Below are 16,985 nucleotides of genomic sequence, written 5' to 3'. Positions count from 1 at the left end.
ACGGCATAATCGGAAGCTAGGTTCATCCGTGGCGTCCGGCCATGGCAACGATGTCCGGGACCGAGCAGGCATGGAGGCCGAGCGCGTGCAGGAGAAGCTGTGGAGCAGGAACTTTGTGCTGGCCATCGGCACCAACCTGTTCATCTACATCGTGTTCTACCTGCTGATGACGTCCATGGCGCTCTATGCGGCGCAGCGGTTTCTGGCCTCCGACGCCGGGGCCGGCTTCGCGTCCAGTGCGTTCATCGTCGGAGCGCTGGTCTCGCGTTTCTTCGCCGGGCCGCTGATCGACGATGCTGGCCGGCGGCGGGTCCTGCTGATCAGCCTGGCCGCTTTCGTGGCGGTGTCGCTGTTGTATATTCCAGCGGGTTCGCTGACGATGCTGTTGGCGCTGCGACTGGCCCACGGTGTGGCGTTCGGTCTGGCCAACACGGCGGTCACGGCCGGGGCGCAGGCGCTGATCCCGCAGAGCCGGCGCAGCGAAGGCACCGGCTATTTCGCGGTCTCCACCACGCTGGCCACTGCGATCGGGCCGCTGATGGCGGTACTGCTGGTGACCGGCGGTAATTATGACCGAGTCTTCCTCTTCTGTGCGGCCTGTTCCGTGGCCGCGATGCTGGTGACCCTCGTCCTGCGGCTGCCCGACGCACCGCCGGCGCCCACCGCCGTCGCCAATCAAACCGGCCTTGGCGGCGAGCCGGAGAAGCTGCGCCGGAGGCCCGCTGCCCTGCTGGCGAAGGTCTTCGAGCCGACGGTCCTGCCGATTACCACGGTGCTGCTGGTGGCCGGACTGACCTACTCCGGAGTGCTCTCCTTTTTGGCCTCGTACGCGGATGCGGCCGGCGCCACGAACGCCGCCGCACTGTTCTTTGGCGTGTTTGCCGCCGCCGTGCTGGTGTCGCGGCTGACCGCCGGGAGAATCCAGGACCGCCGGGGCGACAACGTGGTGATCTATCCGGCCATGGCGCTGTTCGCCGCCGGACTGGCTCTGCTGGCGCTCGGGCCGGACGTGTGGGTGGTCCTTGCCTCTGCGGTGCTGAGCGGGCTGGGCTTCGGCACCCTGCTTCCCGGGACGCAGGCCATCACCGTCGGGCTGGTGCCGGAGCGCAGGTTCGGCACGGCGCTGGCCACGTATTACCTGATGCTGGACGTCGGCACCGGCCTGGGCCCGGTGCTGCTGGGCCTGCTGGTGCCGCTGACCGGCTTCGACGGCATGTACGCCTGGCTGGGCGGGCTGATGGTCGCCTGCATCCCGCTGTACTACCTGGTGCATGGCCGGGCGGCCAAGAAAGTGGCTGTGTAGCAACACAGACTGGGCCCCCTGTACCGGACATCACAGCGGTACCCGGAATGTTCGGACCAATTCATGCGCTTGCATGGATATGGACGCCAAAGCCGGGCATCCGTTCCAGTCAGACGAAGGGAAGTATCACCATGCAGAGGTTCTCTGGCAAGTCAGTCATCATCACCGGTGCGGGTTCGGGCCTGGGTCGCTCCGCCGCCCTCCAGATCGCGAAGGAGCAGGGCAAGCTGACCCTGGTTGACCTCAATGAGGCCGGCCTGCAGGAAACCGAAAAGGAAATCCGCGCGGTCGCCCCGGAGGCCGAGGTCCTGCTGGTGACTGCCAACGTCGCCGACGAAACCGCGGTCGAGAACTACGTCTCCGAGGCCGTCAAGCGCTTCGGCCGGATCGACGGCTTCTTCAACAACGCTGGCATCGAAGGCAAGCAGAACCTGACCGAGGACTTCGGCTCCGACGAGTTCTCCAAGGTGGTTTCGATCAACCTCAATGGTGTCTTCTTCGGCCTCAAGCAGGTCCTGAAGGTCATGAAGGAACAGGGCTCCGGCGCCATCGTGAACACCGCATCCGTGGGCGGCATCCGCGGCGTCGGCAACCAGTCCGGCTACGCTGCCTCCAAGCACGGCGTCGTCGGCCTGACCCGCAACTCCGCCATCGAGTACGGCCAGTTCGGCGTGCAGATCAACGCCATCGCCCCGGGCGCCATCATGACCCCGATGGTCGAGGGCTCACTCAAGCAGATGGACCCGGAGAACTGGGAAGAGGTCGGCAAGGCCTTCGTCGAGCCGAACCCGATGAAGCGCTTTGGCAAGCCCGAAGAGGTCGGCCAACTGGTCGCCTTCCTGCTCTCCGGCGACGCTGGCTTCATCAACGCCGCAGTCATCCCGATCGACGGCGGCCAGTCCTACAAGTACTGATCGCTGCCCCCACTCGGGGAACGATCTTCCGGAGGCCGACGGCGGCGCGCACGCACCGCCGTCGGCCTCCTTTGCTGGCGGTATCCACCGGCGCCAAACCGAGCCCAGGACCGGCTACTGCCCCGGCCGGCCCTCCTCGAACACCACGGCGGCCGTGACCAGGTCTTCCCAGGCCATGCCCACGCCGGTGTAGAGGCAGCAGGTGCGCGGCCGCCGGACCAGCTTGCCTTCCATCAGATCGCGCAGGTTGGGCGGCTGGATCTGCCGCCACTCCTCCGCGCTGCGGGCCGGAATCAGGTCCCCGCTCTCCCGCCACGAGGACGCACGGCCTTCCACCACAATGTCGCTGCGCAGAACCAGCGCCGCGTCCACCTCGCGGGCATCCAGTCCGTGCTGCCCCACGGATGCGATGATCGCCCCGGCCTTGGGCAGCATCCCGTCGAACAGCGGCTCCGGCGAGGACGTCACACAGAGCACGACGTCGGCGCCCGCCACCGCGGCATCCGGCGCACCGGTTGCGTCGGCCACCTCGATCCCCTCTCCGGCCAGCGTGGCCATCAGTTCCGCCACCCGCTGCGGTCGCTGGCCGACCACGGCGAACGTGGCGTTGGCGAACACGGCGCGGGCGGCACGGACGTGGTTCAACGCCTGCACGCCGGCACCGAAGACCAGCACCTGCGGGGCGTCCCCGAAACCTTCGCCGTCCGGCGCCGCCGCAGCCATGTTCTTCACCGCGGCCAGAGTGGTGGCCGGCGTGCGGATGGCCGTGAGTTCAGCGCCGTCCATGGTGGCCAGCGGGGCCAGCGTCTCGGCGTCGAACAAGATGTAGACGCCCTGGATCTTCTCCAGCCCGCGGGCCGGGTTCTTCGGCGCGATGGTCGCCACCTTCACCCCGCTGTAGCGGCCGCCTCCCTCGGTAGGCATGATCAGGAACTCCCCGTCCGGCGCGGGGCTGAACAGCCGCTGGCTGTCCAGTTCTGGGTCAACGCCGGACAGCAGCCCTTCCTCGATGGCGCGCACCGCCCGACTGAAGGGAACGGCGGAACGCACGGCGGCGGCGTCGAAAGAGGGAATGGTCACGGAAACGGTTCCTTTCAATGGCGGCCGGCGGAATCCGAAGCCGCACCGGCGTTCTATCGCCGGGGTTCACAGTTGGCCGGAGTCTACGTTTAACCTCCCGCGGATTCAGCTTTCGTGATCGGGAGCACGTCACACGCACGGCCCCAGACCAGCCACCTCAGGGTCCTTTTGGTCGCTGCGCCGGACCTCGCACTGTTACTTGGATTACTTGTTAGCTGCGTCATGTTTGTCGTAGAGTAACTGAACCGACCGGTTATTCAGTTATCGAACCCGGTGTTCAAATATAGAACACATGCCAGCCGCAAACGGCACAACGAAGTGAGGACATCCCGTGCAGTTCCACCACCACGGTTACGTATCAGGCGACCCGCGCGTCAAGCCCGCCGCCGGCGTCGGCATCGACCGCCCCGAGGAGCTTCCCGACGAGGTTGACGTGCTCATCGTCGGCTCCGGACCTGCCGGCATGCTCGCAGCGGCCCAGCTCGCGCAGTTCCCGAACATCACTACCCGTTTGGTGGAGCGCCGCGACGGCCGACTGGTGCTCGGCCAGGCCGACGGCATCCAGGCCCGCAGCGTGGAAACCTTCCAGGCGTTCGGCTTCGCCGAGCAGATCACCGCCGAAGCCTTCTGGCTCACCGAGATGAACTTCTGGCGCCCGGATACCGAGAACCCCCGGAACATCGTCCGCGGCGGCCGCGCCGTCGACGACGAGATGGGCATCAGCGAATTCCCGCACCTGATCGTCAACCAGGCCCGCGTGCTGGACTACTTCGCCGAGGTCGCCGCCAACTCCCCCACCCGCCTGACACCTGACTACGGCTGGGAATTCAAGACCCTCGAGGTCGCCGACGAGGGCGACTACCCGGTGAAGGTGACGCTGATCCGCAGCGCCGGCTCGGATGAAGGCACCGAACGCGTTGTCCACGCCAAGTACGTGGTGGGCTGCGACGGCGCCCGCAGCAAGGTCCGCGCCTCGATCGGCAGCACTCTGGCCGGCGACAGCGCCAACCACGCCTGGGGCGTCATGGACGTGCTGGCCAACACCGACTTCCCGGACATCCGCACCAAGTGCGCCATCCAGTCGCACGACGGCGGCTCCATCCTGCTGATCCCGCGCGAAGGCGGCTACCTGTTCCGCATGTACGTGGACCTCGGCGTGGTCCCCGACGACGACAACGGCAAGATCCGCCAAACCACCATCGAGCAGATCATCGCCAAGGCCAACGAGATCATGACGCCGTACACCGTGGACGTGCGCAGCGTCGCCTGGCACAGCGTGTACGAGGTGGGCCACCGCCTCACCGACCGGTTCGACGACCTGCTGCCCGAGGCCGTGGGCACCCGCACCCCCCGCGTCTTCATCACCGGCGACGCCTGCCACACGCACAGCGCCAAGGCCGGCCAGGGCATGAACGTCTCCATGCAGGACGGTTTCAACATCGCTTGGAAGCTGGGGCACGTGCTGGAGGGCCGCAGCCCCGAGAGCCTGCTCTCCACCTACTCCGCCGAGCGCCAGGTGGTGGCGAAGAACCTCATCGACTTCGACAAGGAATGGTCGACGATGATGGCGAAGAAGCCCGAGGAGTTCGCCGATCCGTCGGAACTGGAGGACTTCTACGTGCGCACCGCCGAGTTCCCGGCCGGCTTCATGACCGAGTACTCGCAGTCCATGCTGACCGGCGAACGCAGCCACCAGGAACTGGCCACCGGTTTCACCGTGGGCAAGCGCTTCAAGTCCGCTAAGGTCTCCCGCGTCTGCGACACCAACCCGCTGCACCTGGGCCATCTCGCCGAGGCCGACGGCCGTTGGCGGATCTACGTCTTCGCCGACCAGGCCAAGGCCGGCGAGTCCGCGGCTGTTGCGAACCTGGCCGAGTGGCTGGCCACCGCGCAGGATTCCCCGCTGGCGGCCACGCCGGAGGGCGCCGATCTGGACGCCTGGTTTGATGTGAAGGTGATCTACCAGCAGAACCACGAGGACGTCGACATCAACGCCGTTCCCGCCGTGTTCAAGCCGCAGGTTGGCCCGTTCCAGCTGACCAACCTGGAGAAGGTCTTCGGCACCGCAAAGGACCAGGACATCTTCGAAGCCCGCGGCATCTCCCGCGACGGCGCCATCGTAGTGGTCCGCCCCGACCAGTACGTGGCGAACGTCCTGCCGCTGACGGCCACGGCCGAACTGGCGCAGTTCTTCGCCCCGCTGCTGCCGGCCCGCCAGCCGCAGCACTAAGCAGCACGTCAGGAGGACGACGGCGGTGCGCACGCACCGTCGTCGTCCTCCTCTTTTAAACCTGCCCGGAGCTCAGCGCAGGTTGAGCCGCATGAGGACGCGGGGAAAACCGTTCAGCACCGAGCCGGTGTCCGCCGCTTTACTGAAGCCGGCCCGCTCGAAGAGCGACTGCGTGCCCACGTAGGCCATGGTCAGATCGACCTTTTCGCCGCGGTTGTCTACCGGGTAGCCCTCGATCGCGGGCGCGCCGTGCCCGCGCGCGAACTCGACGGCGCCTGCCAGCAACTGGTGCGAGATGCCCTGGCCGCGGTGTCCGGGCCGCACCCGGATGCACCACACCGACCACACGTCGGCGTCGTCCAGCTGCGGAATCTTCCGGCTGGTCGCGAAGCTGGTGTCGGCCCGCGGGTGCACCGCCGCCCAGCCCACCACCTGGTCGCCGTCGTAGGCGAGCAATCCCGGCGGCGGATCCTGCCGGCACAAACGCTGCACCATGTCCCCGCGCTCGGTCCCGCGCAGGGCCACGTTGTCTTTGGCCGGGAGGCGATAGCTGAGGCACCAACAGACATTCGCGTCGGCACGCTTCGGACCGAGGACTGCCTTCACGTCCTCGAAGACCTCAGCTGCCCTGACTTCCACGGCCATGCAACCACACTGGCACCGTCGGCCTGCACCCGCAACGGACGGAGCCATGGGACTGTCAGGGCTTTGGGCCAGCCCCGGTCCGGGCGCGGCGTCCGTTGGCCGTTTAGACCTTGGCCTGCCGGCTCACCATTTCGTTGATCCAGATGGGCGCGAACGGGGAGGTGCAGTTCGGCGGCGTGGGGTAATCCTTGAGCACCTCGAGGCGTTCGCCGATGTCGAGCGCGCGGGCGCGGTGCTCGGCGTGCTCAATCCCGATCTGGGCCAGGGTGTGGTTCATCGCCCACTGCAGCCGGTCCGGCGCGTCCTTCATCTCCGCCTCGACCGTGTCCAGCAGCCCGGGCAGGTCCAGCCCCTCGGGTTTCTTCGCCACCCGTTCGGTGGTCAGCGCCCAGCCGGCGCTGGCGACCACTGGGTCCGGATCAGCGGACCAGGCCACGCGCAGTTCTTCGGCGTGCGGGCTCTTTTTGACCACATAGTTCACCAGCCAGTCGTGCACCTTGGGAGCGCGTGACTCGCGCAGCATGGCGTCCAGTTCGTCGCGCTCGAAGGCCTTCGGCCGGCAGATCAGCAGCGCCACCAGCCGCGCCGCCGTATCGCCCGTCGCCCACAGCTCGCGCGCCAGGTCCTGCTGGGTCTTCAGCCGCTTCGCGACCGCGCGCAGCTTGGAAAGGTTCACGCCGTGGTCGTCGCCGCGCTTCTCGTTCGCCTCGCGCATCTTCGGATCCTCGAGTGTGGCCAATTCGGCCATCACCTCGGCCACCATCGCCTCTGACATCTCACCCTCCCGGTCATTCACGTCTGGGATCCAGCATATGGGTCCCCGCTGACTCTTTCAGGGGACGACGGCGGCACCCACCCGCCGTCGTCGTGCTCCTGTGCTTTATGGTTCAGCGCTGGCCGAGCACTTCCGGGACCGGGGGTTGCCAGCCGAGCGCCGGCGCGATGTCCCGGGCCGCGGCGGTCAGGATGCGGCGCACCACGCTGGCCGGATAGTCGAAAGGCAGCGCGATGACCAGCTCATCGGCGGCCGCCAGCGCCACGTCGGCGGCGAGCGCCGCGGCGATCTGCTCGGTGGAGCCGGCGGCCACCCTGCCGAACTGGAACGGCAGGTCCGGGTTGCCGCCCTGGCGCTGCGCGTCGCGGTCCAACAGCCACTGCAGTTCCGCCTGTTCCTGCGCGTTGGTGTAGGGCGCAATTTGCCGGCTCACCGACGCGTGCGAGCGCCAGCCGACCACCTTGGCATGCTCCGCCCGGTAGGCGTCGATGCAAGCGAGCTGTGCCTGCTCGAAGCTGAGCGCAGTCACTTCGGTGTTGAGGGTGGAGAGCTGCAGGCCCAGCCCCTGCCGTCCGGTACGTTCCGCGCTGGCCAGCGAACCGGCGCCGTAGGCGATCCGGCCGCGCAAACCCGGGCTGACCGGCTGGACCGGCAGTGCTGCCCCGGCCTTGGCGAACGGCACCTGCTCGTCGGCGACTGCCACGGTCCGGCCTTCCACCGCGTGCAGGAACCGCTGGACGCGCTCGTCCACGACGGCCCGCAGGCTTCCGTCGATCGAGCCGTACGCCTGCGCAAACGTTCCCTCGTTGTTGGAGTACCCGGAGCTCAGCCCCAGTTCCAGCCGGCCGCCGGTCAGCAGATCCACGGTGCCGGCTTCCTCGGCCAGCCGGACCGGGTCCTCGAATCGGATCGGCGTCACCGAGGTGCCCACCCGGATGCTGCTGGTTCGCTGCGCGGCCGCGGCCAGGAACGGCAGCGGGGCCGAGAGGTAGTGCTCCAGATGGCGGTGCCGGACGTAGCCGACGTCGTAGCCAAGGTCCTCCGCCAGTTCGAAGAGCTCCAGTCCTTCATCCAGGCCCCGGGACCGGCCGCCGCCGATCCCGGAGTGCTCAACGAAGGCCAGGAAACCCAAGCGGAAGGGCTGCGGGGCGGCATCGGTCATGGAGTTGGTCCTTTTGGTGGGCTGGGCGCTGGCATTCCAGTCAATTATGCGTGCGGATCTGCTGCCGCCCGGCGTTTCGTTTCAGCGACGTCACAGTCGTTCGGGGATTGATCCCGGCCAGGCGTTCGTTGTCACGGGGAGACCAGACGAGAGCAGGGACCTTTGCCAATCGAAACCGGACGCAACGCACGTCGGCACACGCGCAGAACCGTCGTCGTCCTCGGCATAGACGGTGCCGGCAAGACGACGACGGCGGCCGCACTGGTTGCAGCCGAGCGAACCTCAGGCAGGGCTGCGCAGTTGGTGCGCAATCCGGCCGGCCGGCGGTGGCTGTCCCGGGCCGCTGCACGCCTTGGCATAAGCGTTGCGCCGCGCTGGGCGGACCGGTTCGAGTCCGTAGTGCGACTGATCAACGTGATGACCGCCCAACTGCGGGCGGCCGTGTTCCCTGGCACCACGGTGATGGACCGGCACCTGCAATGCCAGCAGGTGCTGCGCGACGTGCGCGGCCTGCCCCCAGGATGCGTTCTGCCCTGGCTGGCCCGAGCGCTGCCCCGGGCGAACGCCGTGGTGCTGCTGGATCTGCCCGCCGAGGCAGCGCACGCCCGGATCACCGCGCGGGGCGAGGATTCCGAGTCGGCGGACTATCTGCAGGCGGCACGCGAGGCGTACCTGCGGATGGCCAGGTCCTCGGGCTGGCGCGTCGTCGACGCGGCCGGGTCCCGCAGCGAGGTGCTGCACCGCGTCCTGGCCGCGGTGGCTCCCACTGCCAGCTAGCTGCAGTGAACCGCGCTGCCAGGTGGCTGCAACGGCTACGCCCGCCCAGTAGCTGCATTTTCCCGGCGATGGGGAGTGCTCCCCATTCAGTTCCGCACCGTCCCGTGGAACAGTGGCTGAGGAACGGTTAACCACGGAGGGCGGGACGGGCATGGGCAGCTGGCGGATCAATCCCAGGCAGCTCCATATGGTTCTGGTGGATGTGGCCGCCGACGGCCAGTCGCTGGACACGGCGGCAGGCGACGCCGCAGCGGCCGGCGAGCAGGCGGCGTCGTTGTTTGGCAGTGCCGCGGACGTGGCGGACGCGTTCGCCGGGTTCTGGACCCCGCGGAGCGAAGTGGGCGAGCGGATCGCCGGCCTGGTCTACGGCAAGTCCCGGGTGGTGGCAGAGGCTGCCGAGCTGTTCATCGACGCCGACGGACAGATGTCCGCTGCCGCCGCTGACTTCGCCGAATCGCTGAACGCCGGCGACGCCCCGGTGCTCGCGGCGCGCGGCTTCGGCCCGGTGCCGCAGGCGTGACCATCAGGCTGGGCAGTGTCCCCGAGTTCGACGTGCCCTGGGACCAGTTGTCGGACGCTGTGCAGGAGATGTCGCAGCGCGCCGCTTCCGCGGGCAGCTACCTGATGGATGCCGGCGCCGCGTGGTCGGGGCTCAAGGACGCCTACCGGCAGCCGGACACGGAGCTGGAGGTGCACGCCGCGCTGGCCGAACTCGAAGGCCCCACGCAGGAATGGACGGCGGCGCTGGGCGCGGCCCGGGATGCCGTGGCCGCCTTCGTCGCCGCGGGCCGGCCGCTCCAGGCTGAAGCAGAAGAACTCGCCGCCGCGCGGCCCGCACTCGCCGCTCAACTGGCCGGGTTGGACGGCGACGAACCGCCGGACGACAACCAAGCGGAGCGTGTCCTCCGCCGGGCGGAAGCCTTCAACGGCCGGATAGCCTCGCTGCGGGCTGACTGGCAGGCGCTGAGATCCGAGACCGCCGCCGCGCTCAAGGCCATCAGCGGCGGCACCCTGGACTCGCTGCCGGCCACCCCGCTGCTGGCTGCATCCGCCGCGCTCCCGGCCGCGCCGCCGTGGGCCAGCTTCACCAGCGGCCTGAATGAGCGTTTCGGTCCGTTGACCCCGGAGTCGTACCTGGCCTCGCTGACCGGTCTCACCGATCAGGAACTGCGCGACTGGGCGGCGGCCAACCCCGAAGGTGCCGCCCTGCTGGCCACCAACACACTGCCGGCCTGGCGGCTGCCGGGCTCGGCCGAGGCTGTGATGGCCCGGGCCATGGCCAACGACGCCGGCCTGACCGAAGCCGGGATCAGCACCATCCGGGACGCTTGGAAGGGTCTGGCTCCGGATGACCAGGAACGTCTGCTGCTGCTCTACCCCGCGGTGTTCGGCGCGCTGAACGGGGTTCCGTTCACCAATCGGATCCGCGCCAACACCCTGACCGCCGCGGGCTACCGCGAAACGGTGGCCACCCAGCAGGAGCAGCTCGGCACCAAGCCGGATCTCAACGACTACCTCGCTGACGCACGGAATACGAACGGGCAGCCGCGTGCCGCGTACCAGCAGGCTTACAACCGCTACATGGCTGATCTCGAGGATTGGGAGGCCGAGCACAACCGGCTGGCGACGCTGCGCACGGGACTGGACTTCGCCGTCGACCATCAACTGCAGGTGGTGACGCTCAGTCTGGAAGGCGACGGCCGCATTGTCACCATGGACGGCGCACTGGGCCCGGGCACCCGGACCATCGCAACCTTGGTTCCCGGCACCGGCGCGGATCTGGGCCAGCTGGAAGCCTACACGCGCCGCTTGGATGCGGTGAACGGCGAGCCTTCAACGGGCACGGTCTCTTTCTACTGGCAAGGCACCGACCTGCCGAATGAGATCACCGACAACATCACCACCTCGTTCAACGAGGACGGCGGTCCGCTGCTCGCGGCCTTCGACCATGCCCTGGATCTGGAAACCAGGCCGGATGCCCGCACCACGTACATCGGCTATAGCGCCGGCGGGTCGCTGCTGGGTACCGGCGAGCGCGAAGGCCTCGACTCCACCAACATTGTCTACGTGGCGCCCGCCGGCACCGGACACAACGTGGGCAGTCCTGCTGACACGGCCAACCCGGACGCGCACCGCTACTGGCTGCAGACCCGCGACGACCCGATCTCCGCCGCGCAGCTACTGGGCGGCGGTTACCACGGGCCCTCGTTCTGGCGGGGCGGCAGCCCCACCGCCATGGACCCGGTCCGGCTGGAGACAGGCTTCCTCTCCCCCGATAACCCCGACTCCCTGATGGGCGGGCATACCGACTACTTTCGGCAGGATTCCACCTCCGCCACCAATATCCAGGGCGTCATCGAAGGCACCGAGGTCAGCCCCTACGTCGAGGACCAGATCCACCAGACCTACTCCGCCTACGGCCCGCTCATCGTCAGCCCGCTGGAGCAGAATCCCGAGGACTATGCCTATGGCAATCTTGAGACCGTGACGGTTGAAAGTCTGGAGAAATGACCATGCGGGAATACTTCCCACCGCACCGGCCGTCACGTCTGCGCGGCACAGCACGACGGCGGCCGCCCGGCTTCGCCGCCAGCCTCACCACCGCGGCCGCCCTTTCCGCCATCATCCTAGGAGGCTGCGCCATGCCGCAGGAGAACCAACCGCTGGAGAGCCGAGCAACCTCGCAGGACTACGGCCGCCAGCTAGAGCAGCTGCTGACCCACGCCATGGCGGAGGCATCCTCCGCCGTCGACTTGAAGGTGAACGTCCTCCGCGAAGAGACCTGCCTGCGCCCCGAGAACGAACAGCCGCAGACCCAGACCGCCTGGGTCGCCCGCGCCACCGGCGACGTCGCGGACACCGACCAGGCCAACGCGGCCCTCGACGCCGCCGCCGGCTACCTGTCCGCACAGGGCTGGGAACAGAAAAACGAAACTACCGCCGAGACCGGCGACGTGCGCAAACTCTACTTCCGCAACGGCGACCTCGGCGCCACCGCCGCCCACCACACCCTCGGCGGCACCGGCACCGTGGTCCTCTCCTTCAGCAGCCCGTGCCTGGACCACCCCGACGACCACCGCATGGTCCGCTCCGAACAGGACCCGGAATACGGCAAGAACAGCCAGTACTACGAGGACGGCGCCTGAGGCAGGCCTGGCCGAGCCTTGTTGCGGCCTCCAGGCGGCCCATGCCAAATTCGAGGCGCGCGGCAGGCAGCAGGTACCCACCTAAACAGAACGACGGCGTCCCTCCCCGTCCGTGGGGAGGGACACCGCCGTCTGAGTTGGGACGGTCTAGAGCGGATATTGCCCCGGCTCACGCCGCATGGTAATCCACCGGGTTTCGGTGAACGCGTCGATGTTAGCCTGCGAACCTCCGTGGCGGGACCCGGTTCCCGATGAGCCCAAGCCACCGAATGGGGCGGTTGCTTCATCGTTCACGGTCTGGTCATTAATATGCACGATGCCGGTCGGGATGCGTCGGGCTAGCTCCAATGCTCCGAGTGCGTCGCGGCTAACGATGCCGAGCGACAATCCGTACTCCGTGGCCGAGGCAAGCTCAACAGCCTCTTCGTCGGTAGCGTATGAAACTACCGAAGCAACCGGCCCGAAAACTTCCTCACAGTAGGCTTCCGCGTTCTTGGGCGGGTTTGCCAACACAGTGGGCCGATAGAACAATCCATCATAGGTACCGCCGGCAGCAAGTGTGGCGCCTTGCGCTACCGCATCCTGAACCAGGGAGTGCACACGGTCACGCTGCACCTCGTCAATGAGCGGTCCGAGGTGCACTTGTCCGGCTGCTGGATCGCCCACCACCATCGAGTCGGCCTTTGCGGCCAGCTTTGAAACGTATTCCTCAAACCGGGATTCATGCACGATGTGGCGGCCCACCGTCATGCAGATCTGGCCCTGGTGCAAGAAGGAACCCCACGTCGCCAGATTGACTGCTTGTTCGACGTCGGCGTCCTCCCTCACGATGAAGGCGGAGTTGCCGCCCAGTTCGAGGTGCGCCCGCTTGAGATGCTTACCGGCGAGCTCACCAACGCTTCGCCCTGCACGCGTGGACCCAGTAAAAGCTATGACTCGGACCTGTGGATCAGCCACCATCGCTTCGCCTACGTCGGCACCTCCGGGTAGGAGTTGAAGCAACCCCTTCGGCAGCCCTGCCTCTTCAAAGATCCGCACCATTGAGATGCCACCCGTGATTACCGTTCTGGGGTCCGGCTTCAGCAGGACGGCATTACCGAGGGCCAGCGCCGGGGCGACAGCTCGAATCCCCAAGATCAGCGGCACGTTGAAGGGGGAAATCACCCCAACGACTCCCACGGGTACCTGCTCAGCCAGCGAGAGCCGCGGCTCTTCGCTGGAGAGGATGGATCCGAGCGGCGCGGAGGGCAAGGTTGCCGCCTCGTAGCATTCTGCCGCCGAAACGTGCAGCGCGAACCCTGCGAGCGGTGGGATCGCGCCTACTTCGCGAATGTTCCAACCACTGATTTCTTCGGCGTGCTGCTCCCACAGTTGACCGGCGCGGCGCATGACTGCGGCTCGCTCGGGATGCGGGGTGGCCGCCCATTCCCGCTGCGCCTGGGCGGCGCTGTCGGCGGCACGGCGAACATCCGACGGCCCGGCCAGCCCAACAGTTGCTATTGTTTCCCCGGTCGCCGGCGCAATCGATCCGATGGTCCCGCCCGCGCCCTCCACCCACTCGCCGTCCATGAAGATTTTTCCGGTGAACACCGACTCGTCAATGAGCGATGACGCCACTTCAGTTGCTGCAACCATGTTTCCTCCTTCGTTTGTTTGTTATTGAAGCCGACTTAAAGCTGGTTATTCGTCCTTTTGGAGATCACGTGCGATCGCCGCGACAGCCGACCGGATCAAGGGAGCAAGCCGACGCTCATCCCAGCGTTCTGGGGCAACGACCATTTCCACTGCTGCCTTCGAATACCCCTCGTCGGCGAGAATTGGAGCGGCTATTGCTACGCTCCCCTCGCCGATTTGCACTGCGTACCCGCGTCTATGCCACTGCTCCAAGACATCGTCCCCCGCGTTTTGATTCACAAATGCAGGCATGTCGCGCGGATGCAGCCGGCGCAGAATCTGCTCCCGCCATGCCTTTGGCCGCGCCGCAGTGAGGGCAACGCCCATAGCTGTTGCCAGCAGAGGGAAAACGCGCCCCTCTTGAGCGTTTGTCCGTGCGGACTGCGGGCCTTTGACGTGCCCGACGTACATCACCTCTGCTGTTTCGGGAACGTCGGTTGTCATGACTCCGAGGAAGATATTCTCGCCACTGGCGTCATACAGCCGAGTGAGATGCACTTGGGCTGCATGGCGCAGGTGCAGTTGGATTGAGGAGTGTTGCGCTAATTCCCATACGAGTGAACCAACGCAGTACCTACCACCCGAGGTGCGGGTCAAGAGGCCAAGGCTGACCAGGTCGCCAATCAAGCGGTGGACAGTGGAGCGAGGAATTCCCGATCGCTCAACGAGGTCCTTGGCCGAAAGCGTGTACTCCGCCTGCGTGAAGCACCGCAGCAAGGCAACGGCACGCGCAAGCAGCGGCGCGACGGCGACCTCGTCCTCAGTCGCGGCCCCATGCATCATCGTTGGGCGGAAAATGGCGGGAGCCTCCGTAAACTCATCAAGCTCACGACCATTTGCTCTCACTGCTGGCTCCTCACTGTCCTCAACCTCGGCCTGCCTTCTCCCGAAGGACAAACGGACTGCCCTCTAAGCATCGGGTCAGTGACCTCTTTCACACTATCGAAAGGGGTGGGAACTACCTTGCGTTACGCCACATCCTTATTGACTAAGAGCGCACTCCCTGCGACGCCTCCACGTGTTTTGCCGTTGACTCCGGCACGCGCCTCCCGCGGGCTCAACCCGAAGTGCTTCTTATATGCCCGGCTAAAGTGTGTCGGTTCGAGGAAACCCCACCTCGCAGCGAGTTCGCTGACGGATTCGCTGGACAGGGACGGATCGACAAGATCTCGGTGGCATCGTTCGAGACGCCGCTCGCGTACCCACGAGCTCACGGTCAGGCCGTTACGTTGAAAAAGCGCCTGCAGGTACCTGGGGGAGATGAAGTGCGCGGCGGCGATAGAAGCAAGTTTCAGGTCCGGATCGCCCAAGTTGTCTTCGATGTATCCCATGACCTGACGGAGCATCCGACTCGCGTGCGTAGCTTCCTCGGGTGCGAGGTCGAGTTCCGAGACAAGCATGGTGCCCAACAAGTCAACGATGTTATGCGGAAGTCTTGAGCCTCCCGGCCGGGCAAAGTGATCGAGCTGCATCATCAGCTGGGAGATAAAAGGGGAAACACTCGCAGCGAGTCCGTGGGACCGGTCGAAGCGAACCGCAGTAAGCCGTGCCACCATCTCCGGCGGCAATGCGATCATGTCCCTGGGGAACATCACTATCGCCGTTCTCGCTCCCTCGCTTGAAATGACGGAATAAGGGCGGGTCGTGTCATAAATCGCCAGATCACCCTGGCGCAAGACCGCTTCGCGCGAGTCTTGCATCACCATGCCCTCACCCTGCAGCATGAGACTGAGCTTGTAGAACTCCCCGGTGGCGCATTCGCGGATAAGCTCCGGCGTACGTTCTACCGTGTGCTCTGGGGCGGTCACTTCGAAGCAGAACACCCTGTCCCGGCCGGCGGTTCGCATACGTCCAACGAACGCATTGCCGTGCCTGCTCTTCACTGATAGCGGCATGACCGAGGTGCGCACGAGGTCGGCAAACTCGTCAATCGTCCGCGTGACAGTCGTTTGCACGCCCGGCCCGATCCCTAACATTGCGACCCTTGAAGCGTTCACAGAAACCTCGCTCTTCGTGCTTGTTGCCATTGAAGTGAGAGCTAGATTACATCTGGGATTTTCTCGCCGGATGGAACAATCCCACGCCATGGGACGATCCCGCAGATTGAACGTTTCATGACGCCGTTCGGACCAAAGGAGATGGGCTGCGCCTTGAAGCCGCAACCCATCTCCTTTGGTGTTTCCGCGTCAGGGGAAGGTCACTACCGTGCGCCCGATGTGACTCGTCATCTCCGCGTAGGCCTCATTCACCTCATCCAGCGAGATGGTCCGAGAGACGAGTTCATCGAGCTTGAAGCGTCCTTCGTCGTAGAGCGCGACAAACTGAGGAATGTCTCGCAGAAAGTTGGTAGATCCGTTGAAGATCGGACGGATCCGCACTTGATTCCAGATGAAGTCCGGTCCGATGCTGATCTCCAGTGTGGCCCCCGGCTTGTTGATCCCGATCACCCCCAGTTCACCCGCTCGGCCCACTGACTCGTAAGCCTGCTTTGTCACCTCAGGCCGCCCGACAAAGTCGAAAACGTAGTCCGCGCCGCCTTCTGTGAGCTCCCTGATGGCCGCGACCGGATCCTGGCTGGCAGAGTTCACCACGTCAGTCGCGCCGAACTTTGTCGCATATTCGAGTTTGTCGTCGGCAACGTCGACAGCAATGATGCGTGAGGCTCCAACGAGCAGCGCCGCCTGGATAGCAGTCAGGCCCAAGCCGCCGCAGCCGAATACTGCGACTGTCGAACCTTCCGGAACGTTCGCTGCGTTAATCACAGCTCCTGCGCCGGCCAGAACCCCGCATCCAAGAATGCAGGCGATCTCGTGGGCGATGGGCCGGTCAATTCGGACCAGATTGTTTTCATGCAGCAAAACTTGCTCCGCAAAACCGCCCAGATTCGCGACGGCCGTGACAGGTAAGCCGTCAAGCGTCAACCGCGGCTCCTGCTCCTCCGTGCGCGCCACAAAGCCGGGGTTGCTGCACATATTGATGTCGCCTTGCAGACAGGCCGCGCAGCTTTCACAGTGGGACTGCAGCGAGGCAACGACATGGTCGCCGACCGAAAAACGAGTGGCTTCCGGCCCGGCTGCTGCCACCACGCCTGAGATCTCGTGCCCAAGTATGGCCGGGACTGGCCATCCGCCCAACGAACTGGCGGTCAGGTCGCTGTGGCACAGTCCACTTGCCTTAACTTGCACCAGCACCTCCCGACCGATGGGGGCAGCGATATTAACATCTGCGAGCCGGAATGATGATCCGACCTCGTCGAGTACGAGAGCTTTCACGATAGTT

General features: G+C 66.0%; 15 protein-coding genes. 7 read left to right on the top strand and 8 right to left on the bottom strand.

Annotated elements, in window-relative coordinates; translation table 11 throughout:
* Positions 1-28 precede the first annotated feature (28 nt).
* A complete protein-coding gene (locus ACWF5H_RS11865) occupies positions 29-1,303 on the top strand; it encodes an MFS transporter (RefSeq protein WP_452037049.1) in 1,275 nt (424 codons plus the stop codon).
* Between the two features lie 131 nt (positions 1,304-1,434).
* On the top strand, positions 1,435-2,217 hold the full coding sequence (locus ACWF5H_RS11860; protein ID WP_452037048.1) for an SDR family oxidoreductase: 783 nt from the start codon (positions 1,435-1,437) through the stop codon (positions 2,215-2,217).
* 114 nt (positions 2,218-2,331) lie between these two features.
* Here the strand turns inward: ACWF5H_RS11860 and ACWF5H_RS11855 are convergent, their stop codons facing one another.
* Positions 2,332-3,297, bottom strand: a complete 966-nt coding sequence (locus ACWF5H_RS11855; RefSeq protein ID WP_452037046.1) for an ornithine cyclodeaminase family protein — start codon at positions 3,295-3,297, stop codon at positions 2,332-2,334.
* Positions 3,298-3,628: 331 nt separating this feature from the next.
* Here ACWF5H_RS11855 and ACWF5H_RS11850 point away from each other — a divergent pair, with 331 nt between their 5' ends.
* Complete coding sequence (locus ACWF5H_RS11850; RefSeq protein ID WP_452037045.1) at positions 3,629-5,527, top strand: FAD-binding monooxygenase; 1,899 nt, start codon at positions 3,629-3,631, stop codon at positions 5,525-5,527.
* Positions 5,528-5,599: 72 nt separating this feature from the next.
* Here the strand turns inward: ACWF5H_RS11850 and ACWF5H_RS11845 are convergent, their stop codons facing one another.
* From ACWF5H_RS11845 to ACWF5H_RS11835, 3 genes are all read right to left on the bottom strand, one after another.
* Positions 5,600-6,172, bottom strand: a complete 573-nt coding sequence (locus ACWF5H_RS11845) for a GNAT family N-acetyltransferase (RefSeq protein WP_452037044.1) — start codon at positions 6,170-6,172, stop codon at positions 5,600-5,602.
* A gap of 103 nt (positions 6,173-6,275) precedes the next feature.
* Positions 6,276-6,947: a DNA alkylation repair protein gene (locus ACWF5H_RS11840; protein WP_452037043.1), complete on the bottom strand. Its 672-nt coding sequence runs from the start codon at positions 6,945-6,947 to the stop codon at positions 6,276-6,278.
* 112 nt (positions 6,948-7,059) lie between these two features.
* On the bottom strand, positions 7,060-8,109 hold the full coding sequence (locus ACWF5H_RS11835) for an LLM class flavin-dependent oxidoreductase (RefSeq protein ID WP_452037042.1): 1,050 nt from the start codon (positions 8,107-8,109) through the stop codon (positions 7,060-7,062).
* 162 nt (positions 8,110-8,271) lie between these two features.
* On the opposite strand from ACWF5H_RS11835, the gene ACWF5H_RS11830 reads away from it, so the two are divergent.
* The 4 genes from ACWF5H_RS11830 (at position 8,272) to ACWF5H_RS11815 (ending at position 12,032) form a co-directional block, all read left to right on the top strand.
* Positions 8,272-8,886: a thymidylate kinase gene (locus tag ACWF5H_RS11830; protein ID WP_452037041.1), complete on the top strand. Its 615-nt coding sequence runs from the start codon at positions 8,272-8,274 to the stop codon at positions 8,884-8,886.
* Positions 8,887-9,073: 187 nt separating this feature from the next.
* Positions 9,074-9,406, top strand: a complete 333-nt coding sequence (locus ACWF5H_RS11825; RefSeq protein ID WP_452037040.1) for a hypothetical protein — start codon at positions 9,074-9,076, stop codon at positions 9,404-9,406.
* Positions 9,403-11,397, top strand: coding sequence for an alpha/beta hydrolase (locus ACWF5H_RS11820; RefSeq protein WP_452037038.1), 1,995 nt, complete (start codon positions 9,403-9,405; stop codon positions 11,395-11,397). The genes ACWF5H_RS11825 and ACWF5H_RS11820 overlap by 4 nt, the downstream gene beginning before the upstream one ends.
* Positions 11,394-12,032: a hypothetical protein gene (locus ACWF5H_RS11815; protein ID WP_452037036.1), complete on the top strand. Its 639-nt coding sequence runs from the start codon at positions 11,394-11,396 to the stop codon at positions 12,030-12,032. The genes ACWF5H_RS11820 and ACWF5H_RS11815 overlap by 4 nt, the downstream gene beginning before the upstream one ends.
* 147 nt (positions 12,033-12,179) lie before the next feature.
* Here ACWF5H_RS11815 and ACWF5H_RS11810 read toward each other — a convergent pair whose 3' ends face one another.
* The 4 genes from ACWF5H_RS11810 to ACWF5H_RS11795 form a co-directional block, all read right to left on the bottom strand.
* Positions 12,180-13,622, bottom strand: coding sequence for a benzaldehyde dehydrogenase (locus ACWF5H_RS11810; RefSeq protein WP_452037034.1), 1,443 nt, complete (start codon positions 13,620-13,622; stop codon positions 12,180-12,182).
* Between the two features lie 90 nt (positions 13,623-13,712).
* On the bottom strand, positions 13,713-14,552 hold the full coding sequence (locus ACWF5H_RS11805) for an IclR family transcriptional regulator (protein WP_452037032.1): 840 nt from the start codon (positions 14,550-14,552) through the stop codon (positions 13,713-13,715).
* Positions 14,553-14,674: 122 nt separating this feature from the next.
* Entirely contained in the window at positions 14,675-15,682 is a 1,008-nt protein-coding gene (locus ACWF5H_RS11800; protein ID WP_452037031.1) for an AraC-like ligand-binding domain-containing protein, read from the bottom strand.
* 210 nt (positions 15,683-15,892) lie between these two features.
* Entirely contained in the window at positions 15,893-16,978 is a 1,086-nt protein-coding gene (locus tag ACWF5H_RS11795) for a zinc-binding dehydrogenase (protein WP_452037029.1), read from the bottom strand.
* Positions 16,979-16,985 lie beyond the last annotated feature (7 nt).

This window comes from Arthrobacter sp. NPDC055138 (assembly GCF_053607305.1).
This window is presented reverse-complemented; position numbering and strand designations above follow the sequence as displayed.